This is a genomic window from Arthrobacter sp. DualSoilB13, from assembly GCF_055389195.1.
Genome location: NZ_AP035867.1, coordinates 16,949 through 37,205 on the forward strand (window position 1 = coordinate 16,949; position 20,257 = coordinate 37,205).

Sequence of the window (20,257 nt, forward strand, 5' to 3'; positions counted from 1 at the left end):
GAGCGGTCTTGCTCTCGACCACCCGCGGGATGCAGCCATGGTTTGCTGAACGGGAGGATGCGGCCGAACAGGAAGCTAGTCGTTTGGATCCTGCGACGCGCTATGGTGACGAGGGATACAGCGCGTTTATGGACGACGTCGGCATCTTCTGGGACCAGTACTGGGAACACATCGCAGGTTTTGTGATTAAGGAAGCCTTCAAGCTCTTTGAGGTGTTCCTCGAGTCATCGGCGCAGCGCATTCTCCGCAGGTATGGATCTGCTTTGGTCAAGTTCGGCACGGATGATTCATGGAACTTCGGCCACTGTAAGCAGTTTTACTGTGACTATCTAGGGGTGGAGATCCTTCCTGAACCAATAGAAAACATTAAGTGGATCCGGGACAAACTCTCTCACCTGAAGGAACTCCGTACTGCCGAGGGGAAACAATTGTTGGCTACCCACATGGAGACCCTCGGCCTCAATGCAAGTGTCGCTGAGGAGGAGGAAGGGCTAAACCTTTACCACGATGACTGGACCTCTATTCTGGGCATCCGTTTGACCTTCACGCCACTACAAACCTGGAGGGTTTTGCATCTGCTGCGGACCCACATCAATGCCTTGGCCATCCAGTTCCACGGCTACTCTTGGCCACGTAGTGGCCAAACGACGGAGCCGCTGTGCAACCTCAGAAAGGGTATCGCCGTCAATCCGCGCAGGAGCAATTCCAAACAGGGGGACAGCATTTTCTTGGTGATTCCAGACCGCCCAGCTCTGGAGCGTCAATCCGGACAATGAGAACTGCAAACGGCGGTCACAGACAATGCCTGTGACCGCCGCCGCCTTAGTCGTTGAGGGTGATGATCAGCTCGACCACTTTGTGGACAAGCTTGATGACCAACTTCACGACTGCACCGTCTGTCTTTTTCGACATGGCGCACCCCTTCCGTAAGGATCGGGTGCGGACCCCTAAAGCCGCCGCGTTGACCGGCATCAGGACGGGGCTTACTCTGTAAGTGTGAACTTCAAGGAGTAAGCCCTTGATCTCGCACAACATGAGCGAAATGTTGTACCTCAGGCCCGATGCCAGTCGGGTCTTTGGTGTTTTAACGGAGTCCTACGGCAACGCCCGTGACGACAACCAACAAACATTTCAGCGGCCAATCTAAGAACCGCCACAACAAGGATACATAGGACCGGCCATCCGATCGTTAGCAGTAGCCATGTTGCTTCCTCCGGGAGGGCAAAAGATGCTGCACGGACGGGGAGTCTGCAGCGATGGTCACATCGGCACCGAGGGATGGCGCCGAGCCTTGGACTCTGTCAGAGCTAACCTGCCCTCCGATTCGGGGTGCCACTGTGGCGAGGCCTATCCTTGCATCATGGACTTGGCCTGGGCAGAGAAGAAGCTTGAGGATTACCTTTTCGTGTGTGAATCAGTTCGGAAAGCCGTCCGACCGGGCGAGTTCTGGAACGACCAAGCTACTGCCCTGAATCAGCAGGCTGAGCTGATGCTGTCCACGGTTGAGCGGATAGTCAACAGAGTAGACCCCTCGGAACAAGGAAAGATCCTCCCTCCTGCCCGCGGTGGTGGAGGATCGACTGGCGAAGAACGCGTACGGAGGGCTCTTGGGGCAATACGCGACCTCGAAGAGGTGGAAGCGCGGATGTCGCCAACAGCACCTGAACTCGCTGCTGACAACTTACATCCCGTTGTTTGGAAGTCGGCCGCCGTCATATGGGGTACGGGGCAGTATCGTGTAGCCATCGGTCAGGCCGCATTGGCTTTGGCCACGCATATCAAGTCAAGGGCTGCATCGAAGCTAAACGATCGGAAGCTGGTTCAGGACGTGTTTAGCCAGGCGCCCCCGACTGGGGGTAGAGCCAGACTTCACTTCCCAGGCGATAGCGATGAAGAGTCTTGGCGTTCGCGCCAAGAAGGACTCCATCTCCTGGCACAAGGTGTCTACGCAGGCATCCGGAACATATCTGCCCACGAAAACGAAGAATGGGCTGAGCAGCAGGCCCTTGAGTACTTGGCCGTGCTTTCAGTCTGTGCTCGATGGGCCGATGAGACACAACTGGTGGCACGGTAGGAAGCGGACAGATCAGCTCTGTTAGCGGTTTTTTTGCTCGTTGTTCCTAAAGGCGTTAGCGGAATCGAGTTGAGGCGTTTCCCCCTCGCTGCCACAGTCACGGATATGTTCTCGTCTGAACGATGATGGCACAGGTTCCTCCGGTAGCACGGCCCGCGGCCAGTCCTCGCCGATAAGTCTGTCGAGCTTCGCAACCAGAGTCCAGCAGTCATTTTCGAGAGCGCGCAGATCATTCAGTGAGCCAACGATAATCGTGTCATTCTTCCCGCGCGGCCATCGGCCGGCCACTGTTCGTTCTTGCTTGTGTAACCACCAGGATCCGTGCACGGCCGTGTTGCGGCGCTCCCTGATGTCGAGCTCCTTGGCCCATTCCAGTATTCGGGATAGCCGGACACGGCGCCTGTCCCGGCCGTCGCACTCCGCCGCGAGCCTGTATTCGAGACCGGCCCACTGGAAATCCACCAGCCCAAAGGTGGTTACATCGGTGGAAAGGACAAGCAGGAGGCGCTTCATGGCTGCCTCAACGTGAGCACCGGCGACCGTGATGGATCCAATGATGAGGAACAAAGCGTCCCGGAACTCTAGATCCTCATGGGTTGGCCCCCCAATGCGGCCCACGCGAATAGTGGACATGTCAACACCCTGCTTTGGCACGTTAATGGCGAACTTGAGCCGGAAGGCTCCCCCTCGGTCCGCATTCAAGATCTGGGTATCGTAAGACATCCGATGCCCCGCTGGTGGCCACTGGTCGGGCGTGTAGTCGTAGACCACGGAGCTCCTCGGCTATGTGTGACGGCAAGAAGGGGATTTCCGGGCCGCTGGGTATGGTGAGCTTAGCCCACTAAGCGACGCCTCGCGTCCAGCGCCATGGTTTCCTTTCGGAACTAGATGGCGGGTAGGAAACAGGGCCAGAACAGCGGTTATGCCCGCCCACCAACATGCCCGCAGAACCCAGCGCGTGGGCTTCCGTCCTTGACAATGTCCGTTCCCCGTCCAGACAGAATTCTTGGATGACAATCTCGGTGGATTAGTGCGACATCCGTCACGACGGGTTGTCCTGTAAGCATCCTTGCGTTTTCCGGCGACCTGCCTGCTGATGTTGCGCGCCTGACTCGTGTTTGTCTGTTGTCGGACGGGATCGCCCGTTGCCTACCCGCCGTAGCGTGGCTTCGCCGATCAAATCCAACCCGGTTCAACTTCCATTCACTCCGCGGGTTGCAGTATCCCCGCGCTTTCGGGCGCCTTGCCGGGTGATCCCAAATGCTCTGCCGATCTTGTCCCACGAGAGGCTGTCGGCGCGGGCGGCGGCGACGGCGTCGTCGAGCTGGGACTCCAACTTCTTGACTTGTTCGCCCAGGGTGTTGATGGTGTGGACGTGCAGGTCAGGGGCGATGTGGCGATGTCATTGGTCGATGAACAGGGGCTCTATGTCTTCGCGGTCTCCGACGTAGCTGACGTCGTCCCTGGAAGGGTCGCCGGCGTAGATGCGGTGGCGGGTGACGTCTTCGTCGGCCGGGTGCCAGACCCGGGTCCACAGCTGGTCCATGATGCGTGTTTCCGGTACGTCACAGCTGCATGCGACTTTCCAGCCGACCACCTGGGACGGCGGCCGCCAGGCGACGCTGTCCGGGTCGGTGTCGTCTTCCCAGATGGTCTTGCCGTCGGGTGTCAGCAGGTGGATGTGCATGGCGCCGGGTGATTCCGTACGCTCTGCCGATTTTGTCCAAGGACAGATCGGCGGCCCGGGCTACGGCCACGGCTTCGTTGAGCTGGTTAGGCAGATCCCGGCAGGATCAGGGGATAGGACGAATTGATTCATCTGATGAGATACTCAGACCACTACTTGTCATAACATCGGTTATCGGCGTAAAACCACGGGAAGGAAGTTGGGGCGAAAACATCAGTCCCGTGATGAGTCCGGCGCTGTCCGCAGCTCAGCGGCGCTTTGTTGGCGTTCAGTTGCCAGAGAGCAAATCACCTGAACTTTCAGCCGTCTGGTGGTGCACCCGGTAATAGATTGTTACTGCATTCGTCACCAGGAAGAAGCCTCCAAGTGAAGCTGCGCGCTTACTGCTACTACGATGGCTGAAGGTTCAAGTATCTAATGGGGGTTTGGTGCGTAGATTCGCCCGTCTAATTACTGTCTTTTTGCTGACTTTGATCGCCGCAAGCTGGTCAGCGCTCCCCTCGAGGGCTTACACCCCGACGGACACGACGCCGCCGGTTTTGACGTCCGTTTCGATGGAGTCGCCGACAACTCTTCGCGTGGGCGAAGCTCCACGCTTCAAGTGGACCGCCTCGGACGCCAGCGCCATAAGGAACATGACCTTCTGGGTCTATCCCCCGGGTGGGAACATCAAGTACGTAACGTCCAACACCTCGACCAAGGTCGGAAACACCTCAACTGGCGTTGCCACCATCGCGCCGATTGACAGCCTGACGTGGGCGGCGGGCACATATCGTGTTGAGTTTGCTCAATTCAGCGACGTTGCAGGCAATAGTGCAGACACTAGATACGGGAACGCCCTCGGGCCAGGTGTCGTGCTCTCAACACTCAACTTCACGGTCGAGGGGACAAGGGCAGACACGACGCCGCCGGTTTTGACGTCCGTTTCGATGGAGTCGCCGACAACTCTTCGCGTGGGCGAAGCTCCACGCTTCAAGTGGACCGCCTCGGACGCCAGCGCCATAAGGAACATGACCTTCTGGGTCTATCCCCCGGGTGGGAACATCAAGTACGTAACGTCCAACACCTCGACCAAGGTCGGAAACACCTCAACTGGCGTTGCCACCATCGCGCCGATTGACAGCCTGACGTGGGCGGCGGGCACATATCGTGTTGAGTTTGCTCAATTCAGCGACGTTGCAGGCAATAGTGCAGACACTAGATACGGGAACGCCCTCGGGCCAGGTGTCGTGCTCTCAACACTCAACTTCACGGTCGAGGGGACAAGGGCAGACACGACGCCGCCGGTTTTGACGTCCGTTTCGATGGAGTCGCCGACAACTCTTCGCGTGGGCGAAGCTCCACGCTTCAAGTGGACCGCCTCGGACGCCAGCGCCATAAGGAACATGACCTTCTGGGTCTATCCCCCGGGTGGGAACATCAAGTACGTAACGTCCAACACCTCGACCAAGGTCGGAAACACCTCAACTGGCGTTGCCACCATCGCGCCGATTGACAGCCTGACGTGGGCGGCGGGCACATATCGTGTTGAGTTTGCTCAATTCAGCGACGTTGCAGGCAATAGTGCAGACACTAGATACGGGAACGCCCTCGGGCCAGGTGTCGTGCTCTCAACACTCAACTTCACGGTCACCCATGCTCCTACTCAGGTGACTCCGGCGGCTGTGGTGTTCACCGACAAGGACGGCACCAAGGACGACGTCTACCTCGTCCCGGCCACCACCGGGGTGGACTATCTGGTCGGCGGCAAGGTTGTTGCCGCCGGAACCTACCCGGGAACCGGGACAGTAACGGTCTCCGCGAAAGCCAAGACCGACTACGTCCTGGCCGCCGGGGCCACGGCCCAGTGGGCCGCGACCTTCAAATCCACCCCCTTCACGGTGACTCCGGCGGCTGTGGTGTTCACCGACAAGGACGGCACCAAAGACGACGTCTACCTCGTCCCGGCCACCACCGGGGTGGACTATCTGGTCGGCGGCAAGGTTGTTGCCGCCGGAACCTACCCGGGAACCGGGACAGTAACGGTCTCCGCGAAAGCCAAGACCGACTACGTCCTGGCCGCCGGGGCCACGGCCCAGTGGGCCGCGACCTTCAAATCCACCCCCTTCATGCAAGAGCAACGGCGGGACTTCAACGGGGATGGGAAGGCTGACGTCATCGCCCGCGACGGCGCCGGAACCCTCTGGCTCTACCCGGGAAACGGGACCGGTGGCTGGCTCACAGCACAACGGATCGGATCCGGCTGGAACGTCATGACCGCCGTCACCGGCGCTGGCGACTTCAACGGGGACGGGAAGGCTGACGTCATCGCCCGCGACGGCGCCGGAACCCTCTGGCTCTACCCGGGAAACGGGACCGGTGGCTGGCTCACAGCACAACGGATCGGATCCGGCTGGAACGTCATGACCGCCGTCACCGGCGCTGGCGACTTCAACGGGGACGGGAAGGCTGACGTCATCGCCCGCGACGGCGCCGGAACCCTCTGGCTCTACCCGGGAAACGGGACCGGTGGCTGGCTCACAGCACAACGGATCGGATCCGGCTGGAACGTCATGACCGCCATCACCGGCGCTGGCGACTTCAACGGGGACGGGAAGGCTGACGTCATCGCCCGCGACGGCGCCGGAACCCTCTGGCTCTACCCGGGAAACGGGACCGGTGGCTGGCTCACAGCACAACGGATCGGATCCGGCTGGAACGTCATGACCGCCGTCACCGGCGCTGGCGACTTCAACGGGGACGGGAAGGCTGACGTCATCGCCCGCGACGGCGCCGGAACCCTCTGGCTCTACCCGGGAAACGGGACCGGTGGCTGGCTCACAGCACAACGGATCGGATCCGGCTGGAACGTCATGACCGCCATGCTTTGACCTCTTCTGGAGTAGCCCCAATAGGTTGACGGAATCTCCGTTATCGGCCATTGAATCCGAACCAGGGGAGAAGCCTAAAAGGAGCCCAAAGCTCTGACTTGGACGCGCGATTCCCCGGACTATGGAGGCTGTGCTCGGAATATAGGGTCGAAGTCCAGCGGCGGGTCACGACATCAGTTGCATCCGCGCTCTAGGTGATTACCGGATTAGGAAGGGTATCCCGCGGCCGGCCGGCGGGGAAGCGCATCCATCGTGCACAAGGGACCTTGCGAATCTGGGCTTCAGGGAACGTGGCTGCAGATGGGCGGGGCGCCGGACCCGGTGGGAGCGCCCGGCCGCTGGTCCGAGACTTCGACTGAAGCTCATCCTGGGGACGAACCTCACTCCGAACTCAATTCGGGCCCTTCAGGTATGATAACTATCAACTCAGTAGTTAGTGTGATTGAGTCGACCCCGGAAGGCGGTGGGACAATGCGCAGCCGAAGCAGCTTTGATGGAATGAAATGCAACGTCGCCCATGCTCTCGATGCCATCGGTGACGAATGGAGTGTGCTGATCATCCGGGACGCCGTCTTCAGAGGTAAGAGCCGCTACGACGAATTCCTTGAAAGTCTCTCCATCTCGCCTACGGTCTTGTCTAAGAGGCTGGCCACTCTTGTGGACTCGGGCATTTTCGAGCGCTCCCTGTACAGCGAAAAGCCTCCTCGGTTCGAGTACAAGCTGACCTCCGCCGGCAAGGAGCTCGAGGTGCTGGTCAAGGTTTTGGATAACTGGGGATACGAACACGCACCTAGGCCCGAGGCCGCTGACCCTATAACCGTTTCAAGCTATGCTCGGAGCGTCATTTCCCGGTGGTTCAGCGAGCCCACAGCCGCAGTACCACGCTCCTCCAGCTGATAGCCGGCACAACGCCCCTGAGCGGCATCTGCGGTGGACATTCCAGGACGAAAACAGATGCGGGAGAGCAAGTGACTCATCAAGCGGCGCGACCTGCCATCAGCACCGCATCCCGACAGCGAGTTCCCTCGCTGCCTGTAGACAATTACCGGCAGAGTGTTGCGTCTCTGCCCATGCGCAAACAGCCGCAGATGACACTGGTTGAGGTTGCAGCGGGCAAGGTCGCCTATATTGTCACTCCGACGAGTCCCATTAGCATCCATCGGTGCCGTTCATAGCGGGTATGGTCTGAACCTTGCTGGACTCGCCTTTTGGCTGTGCATACCACGCCACCATGCTGGGGCTACATCCCCATCAAATTCAAGACTAACGCGCCCCGTGGGCGTGGGTAGCGGCGTGCTGACGTGTGCAGGCATCGAAGCCGGGAAGCGGTGACCTTCGCGCAGGGCATTGGGATTGGTGGCAGCCGAAAAGCGCGTTGCCACCGCCGCGGCTCCCCTCGGTCTTCCACTCCGCTAAGCATCAAAAGCCAACCTGCGGGGTGGTGAATCTAACCATTGACAGGCGCGCTGCCACGGAATACAATCATATGCATCGTTAGTGACTACTGAAAATGTAGTTACCCTTCGAGCTTCTACCGAAATTTAGCCACGGCGGTCCGTTTCGCATCCCCCGCGCGTTCCCAATCCCGCTATTCGGCAGCGGCTGCGCCCTCAGTGTCATGTTCAAGACAATTGCTAATTCGCTAGAAGTTCCACCGGCGAAGCTATTCAGGCCGAACATCTACAAAGGAAAACTCAGTGCCCATATTCCACGCATATATTCCTGCTAAAAAATTCTCAAGCGAGGAGAAACGAGCTCTCGCCGATGCCTTGAACCTTGCGCTTCACGAAGCGATGGAGACGCCTATGGATGATCGTTTTGTTATCATCAGCGAGCATAGCGAGGATGAACTCTTCATCCACCCGACGTTCCCGGCCCAAGAGAGATCCGACCGGAGCTTGATCGTGACCGTAACCTTCGGCGACAGTAGAACCATCGAGCAGAAGCGCAAGCTCGCCGAGTTGGTCACGCGCTATTCCGTGGAACGGGTCGGTGTCAACCAAGACGATATAAGTTTGCTTATGTATGCCATTCCTTTGGAGAATATGAGCTTCGGCGGGGGTAACCTGGTTTCTGATATCGACCTTTCGATGCCTTGGGTGGATAAGTAGAAGAGTTGGCGTTGCGGCGGCAATGTCTCGCTAATTTGGTGCTGGTCGCCGGCGTTATACGGCGGCCGACTCTGTCATCGACCTATCGCCTTGGCCTGCGGAGGCTTCTGTCCCGCAGCAACGCGCTGTCGCGGACGCTGGGTGACGTGGCGCCACGCACCGGCTCCCATGGTCTTCCACTCCAATTAACACCAAGTGCCAACCTGCGGCTGTTCCAGCATTGACAGCCGGGCTACGACAGAATACTGTGGCACGCATCACAAGTAACTACCGAAAACGTAGTGACTTCTTGAATAACTATCGAAGATGAAGCCAAAGCGATCTTCCGGGCACCCCCATGCATCAATATGAAAGGAAAACATGTCTTCTCTGTACGTTGCCACCGCCGTGCGCTCCGTCGATGTTGATGGCACACAGGTGGCATACCGCGAATTCGGAGACCAGTCGGGCGTCCCACTGGTTCTGTTCAGCCGGTTCCGCGGAAGCATAGACGACTGGGATCCGGCTGTCATCGAACTGCTCTCCCAGGAACGCCACGTGGTCACCTTCGATAACGCGGGCGTGGGATTCAGCGACGGTGAGGTTGGGGCCACCATTACCGAGATGGCCAAGACCGCCGTCAAGTTCATCAAGGCGCTTGGTATGGAGAAGGCCGACTTGCTGGGCTTCTCCATGGGCGGGTACATCGCCCAGCGGATCGCCCTGACCGAACCGGAACTGGTTCGGAACGTCGTCCTGGTAGGTACCGGTCCTGGCGGCGGCGCAGGAGTCACCTACCCCGGGCCGGACATCGAGTACTGGGTGAATTCGGTACGTGACCCCGAACTCACCTTCCAGGCTTTGTGGTTCAACAAGAAGCCGACCGGCATAGCCGCAACCCGCGCCTACATGGGACGCATATACACCCCCGAGCGTCCCGAACGCGCCAACGTTACTGCGGAGGCCGGTGCGAAACAACGTGCCGCCATCGTTGACTGGTGGGAAGGCAACGGCTCCACCTTGCCGGAGCTGGAAAATATTCAGCACCCGGTGCTGGTCGTTAACGGTTCCAACGACGTCATGGTACCAACCCCGAACTCCTTCCTAATGGTCCGACGCATGCCCAATGCCCAACTGATCATCTACCCCGACTCCGGACACGCCTCACTGTTCCAGTACCCGGAAACCTTCAGCGAACATGCCCTAAAGTTCCTCCGAGACCAGGAAAACGGCGGCCTAAAGTGACCCGTTCCCCTCCGCAGGGTGGGAGAACCGCTTTCGTCACAGGATCGGATGCTGGGAATGGGAATGACCATCGCCAAGGGCATTCATGCCTGCGCCGCCCGCCCTGGCGTCTTCAGCAACATCCGGTAGGACCTTGACTCCGCGGTCGGGAACCGAGCAGGGAAGGCACCCCCGACGAAGTATCAAACTCTGACCTTTGGGATACAGCACACTTTGGACCTAAAGGTGTATTCCTGCCCGGAATGGCGTCTAACGGCAGCGGCAGCATCGATGTCACCCTAAGGGGGCTTCCATTGAAGCCACGCGCCGTTGGGAGCGTAGGGAGCACCTACGCCCGCCCCCGGGTTCTTAGCACCACCAGAAGCCTTCACCCCGGCACCACCCTGATGAGCGAGGGCGGTCGCCACGTCATCTCTGGACCCGATTTCCTGACCGGCGGCCGGTCGAAACCCTTCCATCACTTACCTCCATCTAAGACAGGACCGGAATTCAATGGAGACTTCCACCTCACCTACAGCATCCACGGGCAATGAATACTCCGCCTCCGCGAGCCTCCACAGGTCCGCCCTAACCCCTCAACGACGACAGGAACTATCCATGCCGATGCACTCACTGGACCAAGGGGCCATTGTGTCCGGCAGCCCCTTTGAACTCCGCGGCAAACGCGCCGTGATCACCGGAGCAACCTCCGGCATGGGACTTGAAATTGCTCGAGCCTTTGCGCTACACGGGGCAGATACCATCATCTCGAGCTTCGACCCTGCAGATGTTCGAAGCACGGTCGATAGGCTGGCCAGCGACGGTATCAAGGTCTCGGGAACCATATGCGACCTCTCAAGTTCGGATAGTGTGCGATCCTTCCCAGCCGCCGTCAACGACGAATTCGGGCCCATCGACATCCTGATTGCCCATGCCATGCCATTTGCGCCAATGGGGCCAATCGAACAAACAACCCGCGAAGAACTCGACCGCCTCTTCAACGGCGTCCTCAACAACTTCGAGCTGATGCGCGGCTTCCTGCCGATGATGTCGAACAACGGCGGCGGTTCCATCGTCACAACTTCAAGCATTGCCTCAGTCCGCGCCAGCATTTCGCTCGGCGCATACGGCGCAGGCAAAGCGGCCACTGACGCCTTCGTAAGAAGCATTGCCGCGGAATGGGGTGGCCGCGGTATCCGAATCAACAGCATTGCCCCCTCGATCGTGCGCACACCATTCGCCGCTCCCGTCTGGGACGACGACGAACGCGGCGCCGTGGCAGCAGGCAAGACCGCCCTCGGGCGCATCGCAGAACCGGAAGAGGTTGTCGGTGCTGTCCTGCTGTTCGCCTCGCCGGCTGGCTCCTACATCACCGGTCAAACACTCGTAATCGACGGCGGCCGTTCCATCCTCTAAGGGAACCGCAGTGCACGTCACGCAACAGTTCGACGTCCCCCATACATCTACCGGGTCAATGCTGATCCCAAAGAAAGGCCGATCGTGACTACCTCTGATCCAGCCGCGCCAATCGTGGCTACCTCTGATCCAGCCGCGCCAATCGTGGCTACCTCTGATCCAACCTCCGCGAAGACGAACATTCAGAGCTTCCTCGACTCGCAACCCGTCGGAAGAAGGCGCTGGGCCATCGTTGTCTTGGCGTTCCTGGTGATCACCCTCGACGGTATCGACGTCCAGGCGTGGAGTTTCGTCTATCCACAGATCGTGGCAAAGTGGGGGACGCCCCTCGCCGCAATTACCGCATTGGTAACCATCGGTGTAGTGGGTATGGCCGTTGGGGCGATTCTCGGTGGCCCCTTCGCCGACCGCTTCGGACGACGGAAAATCATCTTGGTGGGGACCGCATGGTTCTCAGTCTTCACGCTTCTTGGGGCTGCATCGCAAAATGTTGAGATGATTGGTGCAGCCCGCTTGTTGGCCTGCCTGGGTATCGGTGCCGTCCTGCCTACAGTCGTCACGCTGGTCGCCGAGTTTATGCCGGCCGCGCGACGCTCCACTCTCATTACCATCGCCTTCTCCGGATTCACCTTCGGTGTGATCCTGTGCGGCTACTTGGCAGCCGCAATCGTTCCGACCCTCGGATGGCAGGCGCTCCTCGTCACTGCCGGAATACTCTCGCTCGCGATCATCCCCTTCCTGGCATGGAGAATCCCCGAGTCCGTTACCTTCCTGGCGCTGAAGGAACGCTCGCCCGAGAGGGTCAAGCGCACTCTTCAGTCAATTTCACCGTTGGCTGACGTTGAGCACATTAATCTCGGCATCGATCGCACCGAGCCTGTGAGGGAGGGCGGCGTGCGCGTCGTGCTTTCCAAACAGTTCCTGGCTTCGAGCATCCTGCTATGGGTCTGCTACTTCATTGGACTTTCGGTCACCTACCTCCTCATCAACTACTTGCCCCTGATTATTGATGCCAATGGTTTGACTGCCGCTGATGCGGGCGTGATCGTCGCAATGTACGGCTGGGGCGGCACGGTAGGCTCACTGCTCGTCGGTTTCGCCATGGGCAAGCTCGGCAGTTTCCGTGTGCTCGGGGTCATGTTTAGCCTTGGTTCCCTCTCAATCTGGGCTGTTGCGGCATTTACGCTCGGATTATCCGGCCTCCTGCTGGCCGCCTTCGCCTGGGGGCTGTTCCTCCCCGCAACGAACACCGGCGTCAACGCACTTGCGGCGCTTGTCTACCCAACTAGGGCACGAGGTACGGGCGTTTCGTGGATGCACGGCTTCGGTCGCATCGGCACTATTGTCAGCGGCATTGTCGGGGGTGTCATGCTCTCCCTCGGCTGGAGCACGGGGCAGATCTTCTTCGCAATCGGATTTCCGCTCCTCATAGGAACGGTCGCGATGATCCTGCTCGGGGTCGCGTCACGCCGCCGTGAGGCGCGCGCGCTGGCCGACAACACCCTCAACTAGACGGCGTCGATAAGGAAATTACAGCATGAACGAGACCACCGATCGATTCCGCCTTGACGGCGACGTCGTCGTCGTCACAGGCGGCGGAAGCGGTATCGGCAAAACATTGGCAGCGGCATATGTCGATGTTGGCGCGACCGTCATCATCACCGATGCCAACGAGGAGGCCGCCAAAATAGCCGCCGTCGAAGTCGGGCATGGGGCCACTGCTATCGCTATAGATGTCACGAACGAGGCATCCGTTGCCGACGGCTTCGCTCGGATAGCTGACAAGCACGGTAAGCTCGACGTGCTCTTCAACAACGCCGGCGTCAACCGGCGTGTAAAGACCACTGAACTCACCATGGCGGACTGGCAGTTGGTGATCGCGGTGAACATGACTGGATCGATGCTAGCCGCACGAGCTGCGGCATCGATTATGTTTACCGGTGGCGGCGGCAGGATCGTCAATACTGCCTCAGCCCTGGGACTGTCCGGCGGGTGGTACCCGAACCTGGCTTACCAGGCTACCAAGGGTGCCGTCGTGAATATGACGCGGTCGCTAGCGGTCGAATGGGGGCCGCAGAACATCCGCGTCAACGCCGTAGCGCCGTCCCTGGTCCGCACACCATTCATCAAAGCACTAACGGATCAACCGGACCAGGTGAAATTCTTCGAGGGACTCTCTCCACTCGGGCGCATTGGTGATGTCGAGGACCTGATCGGACCGGTTATTTTCCTATCATCACACGCCTCCGATTTCGTGACCGGACACATCTTGCTCGTCGACGGCGGGTTGATGGCCTCGTAGCGCCTGGCGCTCGGTAGCACAGAGGCTAATTCCCCTCCGAATGGATCAAGGTGCGTCTGGTACGGCGAGGTAGGACCACCAAACCGCAAGCCTTTGAACTAGTTTTCAAAACTCACCGCATAGTCTTCCCAATCCAACAACTGCACTGCTAATGACAAAGGAGCCAGCCATGACCAGTGGCCAGCACGAAACTCTTCGGTCGAAAACCGAGGATAAGTACACGATCGAACGGGTTGGTTTCCGTGCCGACGGCAACGTTGAGCTCCGGGGCAACCTCTACATCCCCACGACAGGTGAGGGCCCGTATCCGGCGGTGACATTGTCCATGGGGTATGGAGGGGTCAAGGAGCAGGGCGCCCTGCCATATGCGGAGGCCTTTGCCAGCGCCGGCTTCGTTGTGCTCTTCCACGATCACCGGGGATTCGGTGAAAGCGGTGGAACACCCCGCCAGGACATTAACCCCTGGCAGCAGATCGAGGACTGGCGCAGGGCCATCACCTACCTTGAGTCCCGCCCGGAAGTCGATCAGGAACGGATCGGACTGTGGGGCTCGAGCTACTCAGGAGGCCATGCACTCGTTATGGGCGCTACTGAGCCCCGGTTGAAGACGATCGTCTCCCAAGTACCTACCATCAGTGGGTATCAGCAAGGACTCCGGCGGGTGACGCCGGAAAAACTAGAGGCATTGGAGGCCTCGTTCGCCGCCGATGACCGGGCACAACTTGCCGGTGAGGAACCGCACCGTATTGCCTTGGTCTCTGACGGGTCTGTCCCTGCAAGCTATACCGATCCTGAAGCCGTGTCGTTCTACCTGCAGCCCATCCCCGATGGGCTGTGGGAGAACAACGTGACCGTAAGGTCAACCAGGGCGGCACGTGCATATGAGCCTGGGATTTTCATCGGTCGGATCTCACCGACGCCTCTTCTGATGATCGTTGGGGACAGTGACCGGGTGACGCCGACGGATCTGGCCCTGCAGGCCTATCAGCGTGCTCTTGAGCCAAAAGAGCTGCTGCTCTTCCCGGGAGGACACTTCGATGCCTACCTCGGGGAATTCGAAGTAACCTCGGGTGCAGCCCTGCAGTGGTTTACCAAGTACCTGATGCCGGACAAGTAAACCTGCGGCTTTTGATAGAAGCAGTGTCGAAGGCGGGCAGTTAAAGTTCGTTGGAACGGCGTGATGAGTTGATGCCGCTGCCATGGCCACATGGTCAATGAGCCTGAGGCCGGATTTCTAAGATAAGGCGGAGTTGCTTGTTCGATGGCCGCGGGCCTGGGCGGCCTCCCTATGAGGCACAGACTCCAAGAGGGGCCCGAGTACAGGCCGCGCTCACTTATGGGGCTGGAGTTTTGACGTGCGGCGCGCGGGAACGGCAATTACTGTGGGGCTTCGGAGTTTGCATGAACGTGTTCAAGGACCTCGAACCACGTCGCCCGATGGTCAACTTTTTGCAACTCGTCCAGCCTTGCGCGGACCGAGAGAAATGCTGGATCTTCATGCCATGCTTTCCAGTCCTGCCGGCTTCTCCATGTCCCGATTATGACCCGGGTCTCCGGTGCGTCGGCGGGAACCAGTAGCTGGCCTGAGATCCAGCCCTGACGGTCATGGGCTGATCTGAAGCGCTTGAGGATTAGTTGGTCCCACTCGTCCACTGAACCCGTTTGGAGTTGCATAGTGCTGACCACGGTCATCATGGAACCATTCTCCTCAAGTCCAACCCAGTTCCGTCTGCTTAGGTTTTCAGGTTGGGGCCGTGCCGTCAACGAAAGCGCTCTTGCAGTTCGGGCACGGTGCAGCGTCCTCCGTGGGTGCGTCGAGCCGGGGCTAACTCCAACCTAAAGACTGGTGCAGTGGGCAGTGGGCAGTGGGCAGTGGGCAGTGGGCTGTTCACCCCAGTGAGTCAGCTCCTTAAGCTGACTGTTGCAGGTGGAATCCTTGCTACAAAGGCAGGAAATGGCGCACCGCCGCCTCCGAGTCTTCTATTGTTTGGTCTCCCTTTTTGGACTTTCGAATGATGAGCAGCAGAAGTCCCAAGAGGAGTATTGCCGCGGCAGACGCAGCAGCGTATTCGATAGTGGAAGCAATGTTTTGCACAGTGTGGCCCGAGGCCGCGCCATTTCCGTTTCCGGTGAGCAGGTGTGCTTCGACTGGCAATAACAGCTTGAGGGTCAACATGTGCCTCCTAGTACAGCGCGATGCGCGTTGCTTTGGTGTTGGTCGGTGGGGATATGGGCGTGTTTTGACGAATGTGCTTCGGGCTCGTGACCGTTTCCGCAGCGGTAACAGGGGTTACGAAAGCAGTCAGTCCAGCAGGTGCAGTTGGTCCCGTGTGTCGATGTCCTCTCCCCCTTCATCTCCGCAATCAACAAGGTCAACGAGTTCCGGGTTGGCCTCAAGGAACAGGCGGCCCCCAGAGTCGCTTGTGGCGGTCTCCGTGGCCAGCGTTCGCAGCGATGCGTCAAGCAGCAAGGGATGTCCGCGGCGGAGCTCCCCGGACCGACCCCGGTAGCCCGCAGCTGTGACCCTGCCCGGCAGGTGTGATGCCAGCAGCGTCTGCACAATGTCAGTAGTCAGGCCGGGCTGGTCGACGAGGGCCACAAGTACGTGGTCCCCAGGCAATGCGGTCTCGACTCCGAGCCGGAACGAACCGGCCATACCGCTATTCCATTCAGTGTTGACCACTACCCGAACCCTGTGCTCCTCGGCTGGGCCAAGGTTGGTGGAAGCGAGAACATGTCGAGCCTCCGCACCAAGTACAACGACCACTTCCCGGCATCCACCGTTGAGCAGTACCTCGGCAAGTACTTCGACCAATGTGCGGCCGCGGAACGGAAGCAAAGCCTTTGGGCCCAGGCCTAGGCGCCTCCCCTCGCCGGCAGCCAGCAGAACAGCTGTGACGTTTGATGTCCTGAATTTACTGAGGCCGGCCTCTTTAGCCTGAGAGGTGTCCTCGCCGGGCTTGGTTGCTGAGAAACCTGGCACATGGATACCTCCAGCAAGAATCCACCAGTATGGGTCGTCGCCGCTTAGGCGGGTTCTGAGGAAACGAGTTTCCGGGTTCTCTTTCGAATGGGCTAGGGCCCGGTGCCGGGCTCGCCGGACCGGTAGCAGTATCTTGTAAACCCAGCGGAATATCGAACGTGTACCCGCTGGGTCCTTGGGGTGCCGTTCGGCGTCATCACTCAGTGCCATGGGGCTCTAACAACTCGTGTCTGTGGTGCAGCAGGAATTCGTGTCTGTAGTGCAGTCCAATCCAAGGGGCTGCATTAAAGTCGTCGATGTTTATTGCCTTGGAGGGAGCCAATTTCTCCGTTTCGGTGATGGCCCGGTCTGTCTTACGTGGCCGGAACACATATTGGGGGGTATGCGGGAGAACTCGGCGTCGGGGCATGGTCTTTTCTCGAATTCGTTGGATGAGGGCGGGGTAGCGGACCTGCGGACGGCCACTGGCCATCCAAGGCCAGCACAGGAGTGGAAGCTGTGTTCGCCACTAGAACGCACGGAGAATGTCTTCGACACGTTGCTTGGCATCACCGAAGAGCATCTGTGAGTTGTCCCGGAAGAACAATGGATTCTGCACACCCGCGTAGCCAGCGGCCATAGAACGCTTGAACACCACGACGTTCTCCGCTTCCCAAACTTTGAGGACAGGCATCCCGGCGATGGGACTGCCAGGGTCTTCAGCCGCGGCGGGGTTGACCGTGTCGTTCGCGCCGATGACCAGGACTACGGAGGTGTCGCCGAGGTCATCGTTGATTTCATCCATTTCCAGAACGATGTCGTACGGGACCTTGGCTTCGGCAAGCAGGACATTCATGTGTCCTGGGAGGCGCCCGGCAACGGGATGGATGCCGAACCTGACGTTTACACCCTTCTCGCGGAGCTGGTGCGCCAGTTCGGCCACAGGGTACTGCGCCTGGGCGACGGCCATTCCGTAGCCGGGGGTGATGACGACGGACGAGGCGTTGGCCAGCATTTCCGCTGTCGCTTCGGCCGTGATCTCGCGGTGCTCGCCATGGTCCGTGTCCGCCGTGCTGGCCGGGGCGGCGATGCCGAACCCGCCGGCGATCACGGAGATAAAGGATCGGTTCATGGCCTTGCACATGATGTAGGACAGGTAGGCGCCGGAGGAGCCTACGAGGGCGCCGGTGATGATGAGCAGGTCGTTGTTCAGCAGGAAGCCAGCGGCGGCTGCGGCCCAGCCGGAGTAGCTGTTGAGCATGGACACCACCACGGGCATGTCGCCGCCGCCGATCGAGGCGACCAGGTGCCAGCCCAACCCCAGAGCCAGGGCCGTTACAACGATGAGCAGCCAGAGCCGGGAGTCGTTGACGTACCAGACGGTCAGGACGACGAACACAACGAGGGCGCCGAGGTTGATCGCATTTTTGCCCGGCAGCATCAGCGGCGAGGACTTCATGCGGGCCGAAAGCTTCAAGAACGCAACGATGGAGCCGGTGAACGTTACCGCGCCGATGAACACGCCGATGAACACTTCTGCGTGGTGGATCGCCATCAGGCCAGCGGACAGCGCAGGGGCTTCGAGGTGGCCGTTCCAGCCCACCAAGACCGCCGCAAGGCCCACAAAACTGTGCAGCAGCGCGATCAGTTCGGGCATGCCGGTCATTTCGACCACCCGTGCGCGCCAGAGTCCGATGGCGCCGCCGATGGCGACCGCGGCGACCAAAAGGATCAGGCCGGTCAGGGCGTGTCTGGTGCCCCAGTCGTCCTGCAGGGTAAGCCAGATGGTGGCGGTGAGGGCGATGACCATGCCGGTGATGCCGTAGACCACCCCGGCGCGGGCTTTTTCATGCTTGCTCAGGCCCGCGAGGCTGAGGATGAACAGCAAGGCCGCGACGATGTAGGCCGCACCTGCAATGGAGTCGGCGGTCAACGGACCGGAGACGGCGTCAGTCACGGTAAGGCTCCTCGTCAGTGTTGCTGATGTTGCGGTGGCGGCGCTCATGAATGTGCCTTCCCCGCGGAGAACATGGCGAGCATGCGCCGGGTGACAGCGAAGCCGCCGAAAATGTTAATGCTGGCCAGCAGTACCGCGACGGCGGCGAGGACCTGCATCACGATGTTTTCGGAGGTGACCTGCAGCAGGGCGCCGACGACGATGATTCCGGAGATCGCATTCGTCACCGACATTAGTGGCGTGTGCAGGGCGTGGTGGACTTTCCCGATCACGTAGAACCCGACCACCACCGAGAGCATCAATACCGTGAAGTGCTGCGGCAGCGGCGCCGGGGCAACGGCGTTGATCCCGAACAGCGCGGCGATGCCCGCGCCGAAGAGTCCTGTCTTGCCGGCCGTGCTGAGGCCCTGTTTCTTTTTCGGTGCCGTACTTTCGGCAACCTCAGCCTGGGTCTTGGCCGCCGGTGCGGCGGAGACCTGGACCGGGGGCGGCGGCCAGGTCTTCTCACCCTCGCGCACTACCGTCACCGAGCGCTGGACCACGTCGTCGAAATCGATCCGCAGGACCCCGTCCTTATCCGGGGTCAGGAGCTTGAGCAGGTTCACCATGTTCGTCCCATACAGCTGTGAGGCCTGCGCCGGCAGCCGGGCCGGGAGATCCGTGTAGCCGAGGATGACCACACCGTTTTCGGTAACGACGCGTTCCCCGGCGACCGAGCCTTCGACGTTCCCGCCCTGGCCCGCAGCCATGTCCACGATGACGCTGCCCGGTTTCATGCTTGCCACGTCTTCGGCGGTGAGCAGCTTCGGAGCCGGACGCCCCGGGATCAGGGCCGTGGTGATGATGATGTCCACATCCGTTGCCTGCTCGGAGTATATTTCCGCAGCTCTGGCGTTGTACGCTTCGGACGTCGCCTTGGCGTATCCGTCGGAGGACTTCATCTCTTCGGCGACCTCGACCTTGAGGTAGGTTCCGCCGATCGATTTCACCTGGTCGGCGACCTCGGGCCGCGGGTCCGTCGCGCGGACAATCGCGCCCAGGCTGCTCGCAGCGCCGATAGCCGCCAGCCCGGCAACGCCTGCTCCCGCGACGAGGACCTTTGCAGGCGGGACCTTGCCCGCCGCGGTCACCTGTCCGGTGAAAAACCTGCCGAACTCGTGAGCCGCCTCGATCACGGCACGGTAACCGGCAATGTTCGCCATGGAACTGAGAACGTCCATCGACTGCGCCCGGGAAATCCGCGGGACTGCGTCCAACGCCAGCGCCGTGATCGGACGCGAAGCCAGCGCCTCTACCAGCTCAGGCCGCAATCCAGGGCTCAACGACCCAATCAGCGTCGCTCCCTCGGCGAGACGGACGATCTCCTCCTCGGTGGGCGCATTAACCCGCAACACCACGTCACTTCCCCACGCCTCATCAGCACCCACAATGAGGGCCCCTGACGCGACGTACGCCTCATCCGGGAACGACGAGGGTTCCCCCGCCCCCTTTTCCACTACGACGTCGTAGCCCAGCTGGATCAGCTGGCTGACCGTGCGGGGTGTTGCTGCAACTCTTGTCTCGCTACCTAATTCGGCCACGACCCCGATACGTGTCACGTTTTTCTCTCTCTCATCCATTTTCAAGCCCGGACTGTGTGCCCGATTGCTGGTGCACCAAGCCGTTGTTTCTTGTG

Annotated in this window: 17 protein-coding genes; 10 read left to right on the plus strand and 7 right to left on the minus strand. The window is 60.1% G+C overall.

All coding sequences use genetic code 11. From position 1 onward, the window contains the following. Positions 1 to 8: 8 nt before the first annotated feature. Together ACZ5J0_RS20820 and ACZ5J0_RS20825 are read left to right on the plus strand one after the other, a co-directional pair. Positions 9 to 776, plus strand: a complete 768-nt coding sequence (locus ACZ5J0_RS20820; protein WP_464094828.1) for a hypothetical protein — start codon at positions 9 to 11, stop codon at positions 774 to 776. A 584-nt stretch (positions 777 to 1,360) separates the two neighbouring features. After that, positions 1,361 to 2,074: a TIGR02391 family protein gene (locus ACZ5J0_RS20825; RefSeq protein ID WP_464094827.1), complete on the plus strand. Its 714-nt coding sequence runs from the start codon at positions 1,361 to 1,363 to the stop codon at positions 2,072 to 2,074. Between the two features lie 21 nt (positions 2,075 to 2,095). On the opposite strand, the gene ACZ5J0_RS20830 is transcribed toward ACZ5J0_RS20825, so the two are convergent. Beyond that, positions 2,096 to 2,845, minus strand: a complete 750-nt coding sequence (locus ACZ5J0_RS20830) for a hypothetical protein (protein ID WP_464097232.1) — start codon at positions 2,843 to 2,845, stop codon at positions 2,096 to 2,098. 631 nt (positions 2,846 to 3,476) lie between these two features. Next, entirely contained in the window at positions 3,477 to 3,761 is a 285-nt protein-coding gene (locus ACZ5J0_RS20835; RefSeq protein ID WP_464094825.1) for a hypothetical protein, read from the minus strand. Between the two features lie 578 nt (positions 3,762 to 4,339). Between ACZ5J0_RS20835 and ACZ5J0_RS20840 the strand changes: the two genes are divergently transcribed. From ACZ5J0_RS20840 to ACZ5J0_RS20875, 8 genes are all read left to right on the plus strand, one after another. Beyond that, positions 4,340 to 6,631 (plus strand): FG-GAP repeat domain-containing protein, encoded by a 2,292-nt coding sequence (locus ACZ5J0_RS20840; protein ID WP_464094824.1) that lies wholly within the window; start codon positions 4,340 to 4,342, stop codon positions 6,629 to 6,631. A 498-nt stretch (positions 6,632 to 7,129) separates the two neighbouring features. After that, on the plus strand, positions 7,130 to 7,528 hold the full coding sequence (locus ACZ5J0_RS20845) for a winged helix-turn-helix transcriptional regulator (protein ID WP_464094823.1): 399 nt from the start codon (positions 7,130 to 7,132) through the stop codon (positions 7,526 to 7,528). 800 nt (positions 7,529 to 8,328) lie between these two features. Beyond that, a complete protein-coding gene (locus ACZ5J0_RS20850; protein WP_464094822.1) occupies positions 8,329 to 8,742 on the plus strand; it encodes a tautomerase family protein in 414 nt (137 codons plus the stop codon). A gap of 360 nt (positions 8,743 to 9,102) precedes the next feature. Beyond that, positions 9,103 to 9,966, plus strand: a complete 864-nt coding sequence (locus ACZ5J0_RS20855) for an alpha/beta fold hydrolase (RefSeq protein ID WP_464094821.1) — start codon at positions 9,103 to 9,105, stop codon at positions 9,964 to 9,966. 597 nt (positions 9,967 to 10,563) lie between these two features. Next, positions 10,564 to 11,361: an SDR family NAD(P)-dependent oxidoreductase gene (locus ACZ5J0_RS20860; protein WP_464094820.1), complete on the plus strand. Its 798-nt coding sequence runs from the start codon at positions 10,564 to 10,566 to the stop codon at positions 11,359 to 11,361. 84 nt (positions 11,362 to 11,445) lie between these two features. After that, positions 11,446 to 12,873 carry an MFS transporter gene (locus ACZ5J0_RS20865; RefSeq protein WP_464094819.1) on the plus strand — a complete coding sequence of 476 codons (1,428 nt, stop codon included), beginning with the start codon at positions 11,446 to 11,448 and terminating at the stop codon, positions 12,871 to 12,873. 25 nt (positions 12,874 to 12,898) lie between these two features. Beyond that, positions 12,899 to 13,663, plus strand: coding sequence for an SDR family NAD(P)-dependent oxidoreductase (locus ACZ5J0_RS20870; protein WP_464094818.1), 765 nt, complete (start codon positions 12,899 to 12,901; stop codon positions 13,661 to 13,663). 169 nt (positions 13,664 to 13,832) lie between these two features. Next, positions 13,833 to 14,780 (plus strand): alpha/beta hydrolase, encoded by a 948-nt coding sequence (locus ACZ5J0_RS20875; protein WP_464094817.1) that lies wholly within the window; start codon positions 13,833 to 13,835, stop codon positions 14,778 to 14,780. Positions 14,781 to 15,040: 260 nt separating this feature from the next. Here ACZ5J0_RS20875 and ACZ5J0_RS20880 read toward each other — a convergent pair whose 3' ends face one another. The 5 genes from ACZ5J0_RS20880 to ACZ5J0_RS20900 form a co-directional block, all read right to left on the minus strand. After that, entirely contained in the window at positions 15,041 to 15,358 is a 318-nt protein-coding gene (locus tag ACZ5J0_RS20880; RefSeq protein ID WP_464094816.1) for an antibiotic biosynthesis monooxygenase family protein, read from the minus strand. Positions 15,359 to 15,602: 244 nt separating this feature from the next. Beyond that, positions 15,603 to 15,839, minus strand: a complete 237-nt coding sequence (locus ACZ5J0_RS20885) for a hypothetical protein (RefSeq protein WP_464094815.1) — start codon at positions 15,837 to 15,839, stop codon at positions 15,603 to 15,605. Positions 15,840 to 15,965: 126 nt separating this feature from the next. Further along, positions 15,966 to 16,550: a nicotine blue oxidoreductase gene (nboR, locus tag ACZ5J0_RS20890; RefSeq protein ID WP_464094887.1), complete on the minus strand. Its 585-nt coding sequence runs from the start codon at positions 16,548 to 16,550 to the stop codon at positions 15,966 to 15,968. 604 nt (positions 16,551 to 17,154) lie between these two features. Continuing rightward, entirely contained in the window at positions 17,155 to 18,630 is a 1,476-nt protein-coding gene (pntB, locus tag ACZ5J0_RS20895) for a Re/Si-specific NAD(P)(+) transhydrogenase subunit beta (protein WP_464094814.1), read from the minus strand. After that, positions 18,627 to 20,180: a Re/Si-specific NAD(P)(+) transhydrogenase subunit alpha gene (locus ACZ5J0_RS20900; RefSeq protein WP_464094813.1), complete on the minus strand. Its 1,554-nt coding sequence runs from the start codon at positions 20,178 to 20,180 to the stop codon at positions 18,627 to 18,629. The genes pntB and ACZ5J0_RS20900 overlap by 4 nt, the downstream gene beginning before the upstream one ends. Positions 20,181 to 20,257: the final 77 nt, after the last annotated feature.

Excerpts from the sequence above, each read along its gene's own strand:
- ACZ5J0_RS20835 (WP_464094825.1), bottom strand. The coding sequence starts at position 3,761 with ATGCACATCCACCTGCTGACACCCGACGGCAAGACCATCTGGGAAGAC.
- ACZ5J0_RS20845 (WP_464094823.1), top strand. The coding sequence starts at position 7,130 with ATGAAATGCAACGTCGCCCATGCTCTCGATGCCATCGGTGACGAATGG.
- ACZ5J0_RS20880 (WP_464094816.1), bottom strand. The coding sequence starts at position 15,358 with ATGATGACCGTGGTCAGCACTATGCAACTCCAAACGGGTTCAGTGGAC.
- ACZ5J0_RS20875 (WP_464094817.1), top strand. The coding sequence starts at position 13,833 with ATGACCAGTGGCCAGCACGAAACTCTTCGGTCGAAAACCGAGGATAAG.
- ACZ5J0_RS20825 (WP_464094827.1), top strand. The coding sequence starts at position 1,361 with ATGGACTTGGCCTGGGCAGAGAAGAAGCTTGAGGATTACCTTTTCGTG.
- pntB (WP_464094814.1), bottom strand. The coding sequence starts at position 18,630 with ATGAGCGCCGCCACCGCAACATCAGCAACACTGACGAGGAGCCTTACC.
- ACZ5J0_RS20885 (WP_464094815.1), bottom strand. The coding sequence starts at position 15,839 with ATGTTGACCCTCAAGCTGTTATTGCCAGTCGAAGCACACCTGCTCACC.
- ACZ5J0_RS20870 (WP_464094818.1), top strand. The coding sequence starts at position 12,899 with ATGAACGAGACCACCGATCGATTCCGCCTTGACGGCGACGTCGTCGTC.
- ACZ5J0_RS20855 (WP_464094821.1), top strand. The coding sequence starts at position 9,103 with ATGTCTTCTCTGTACGTTGCCACCGCCGTGCGCTCCGTCGATGTTGAT.
- ACZ5J0_RS20860 (WP_464094820.1), top strand. The coding sequence starts at position 10,564 with ATGCCGATGCACTCACTGGACCAAGGGGCCATTGTGTCCGGCAGCCCC.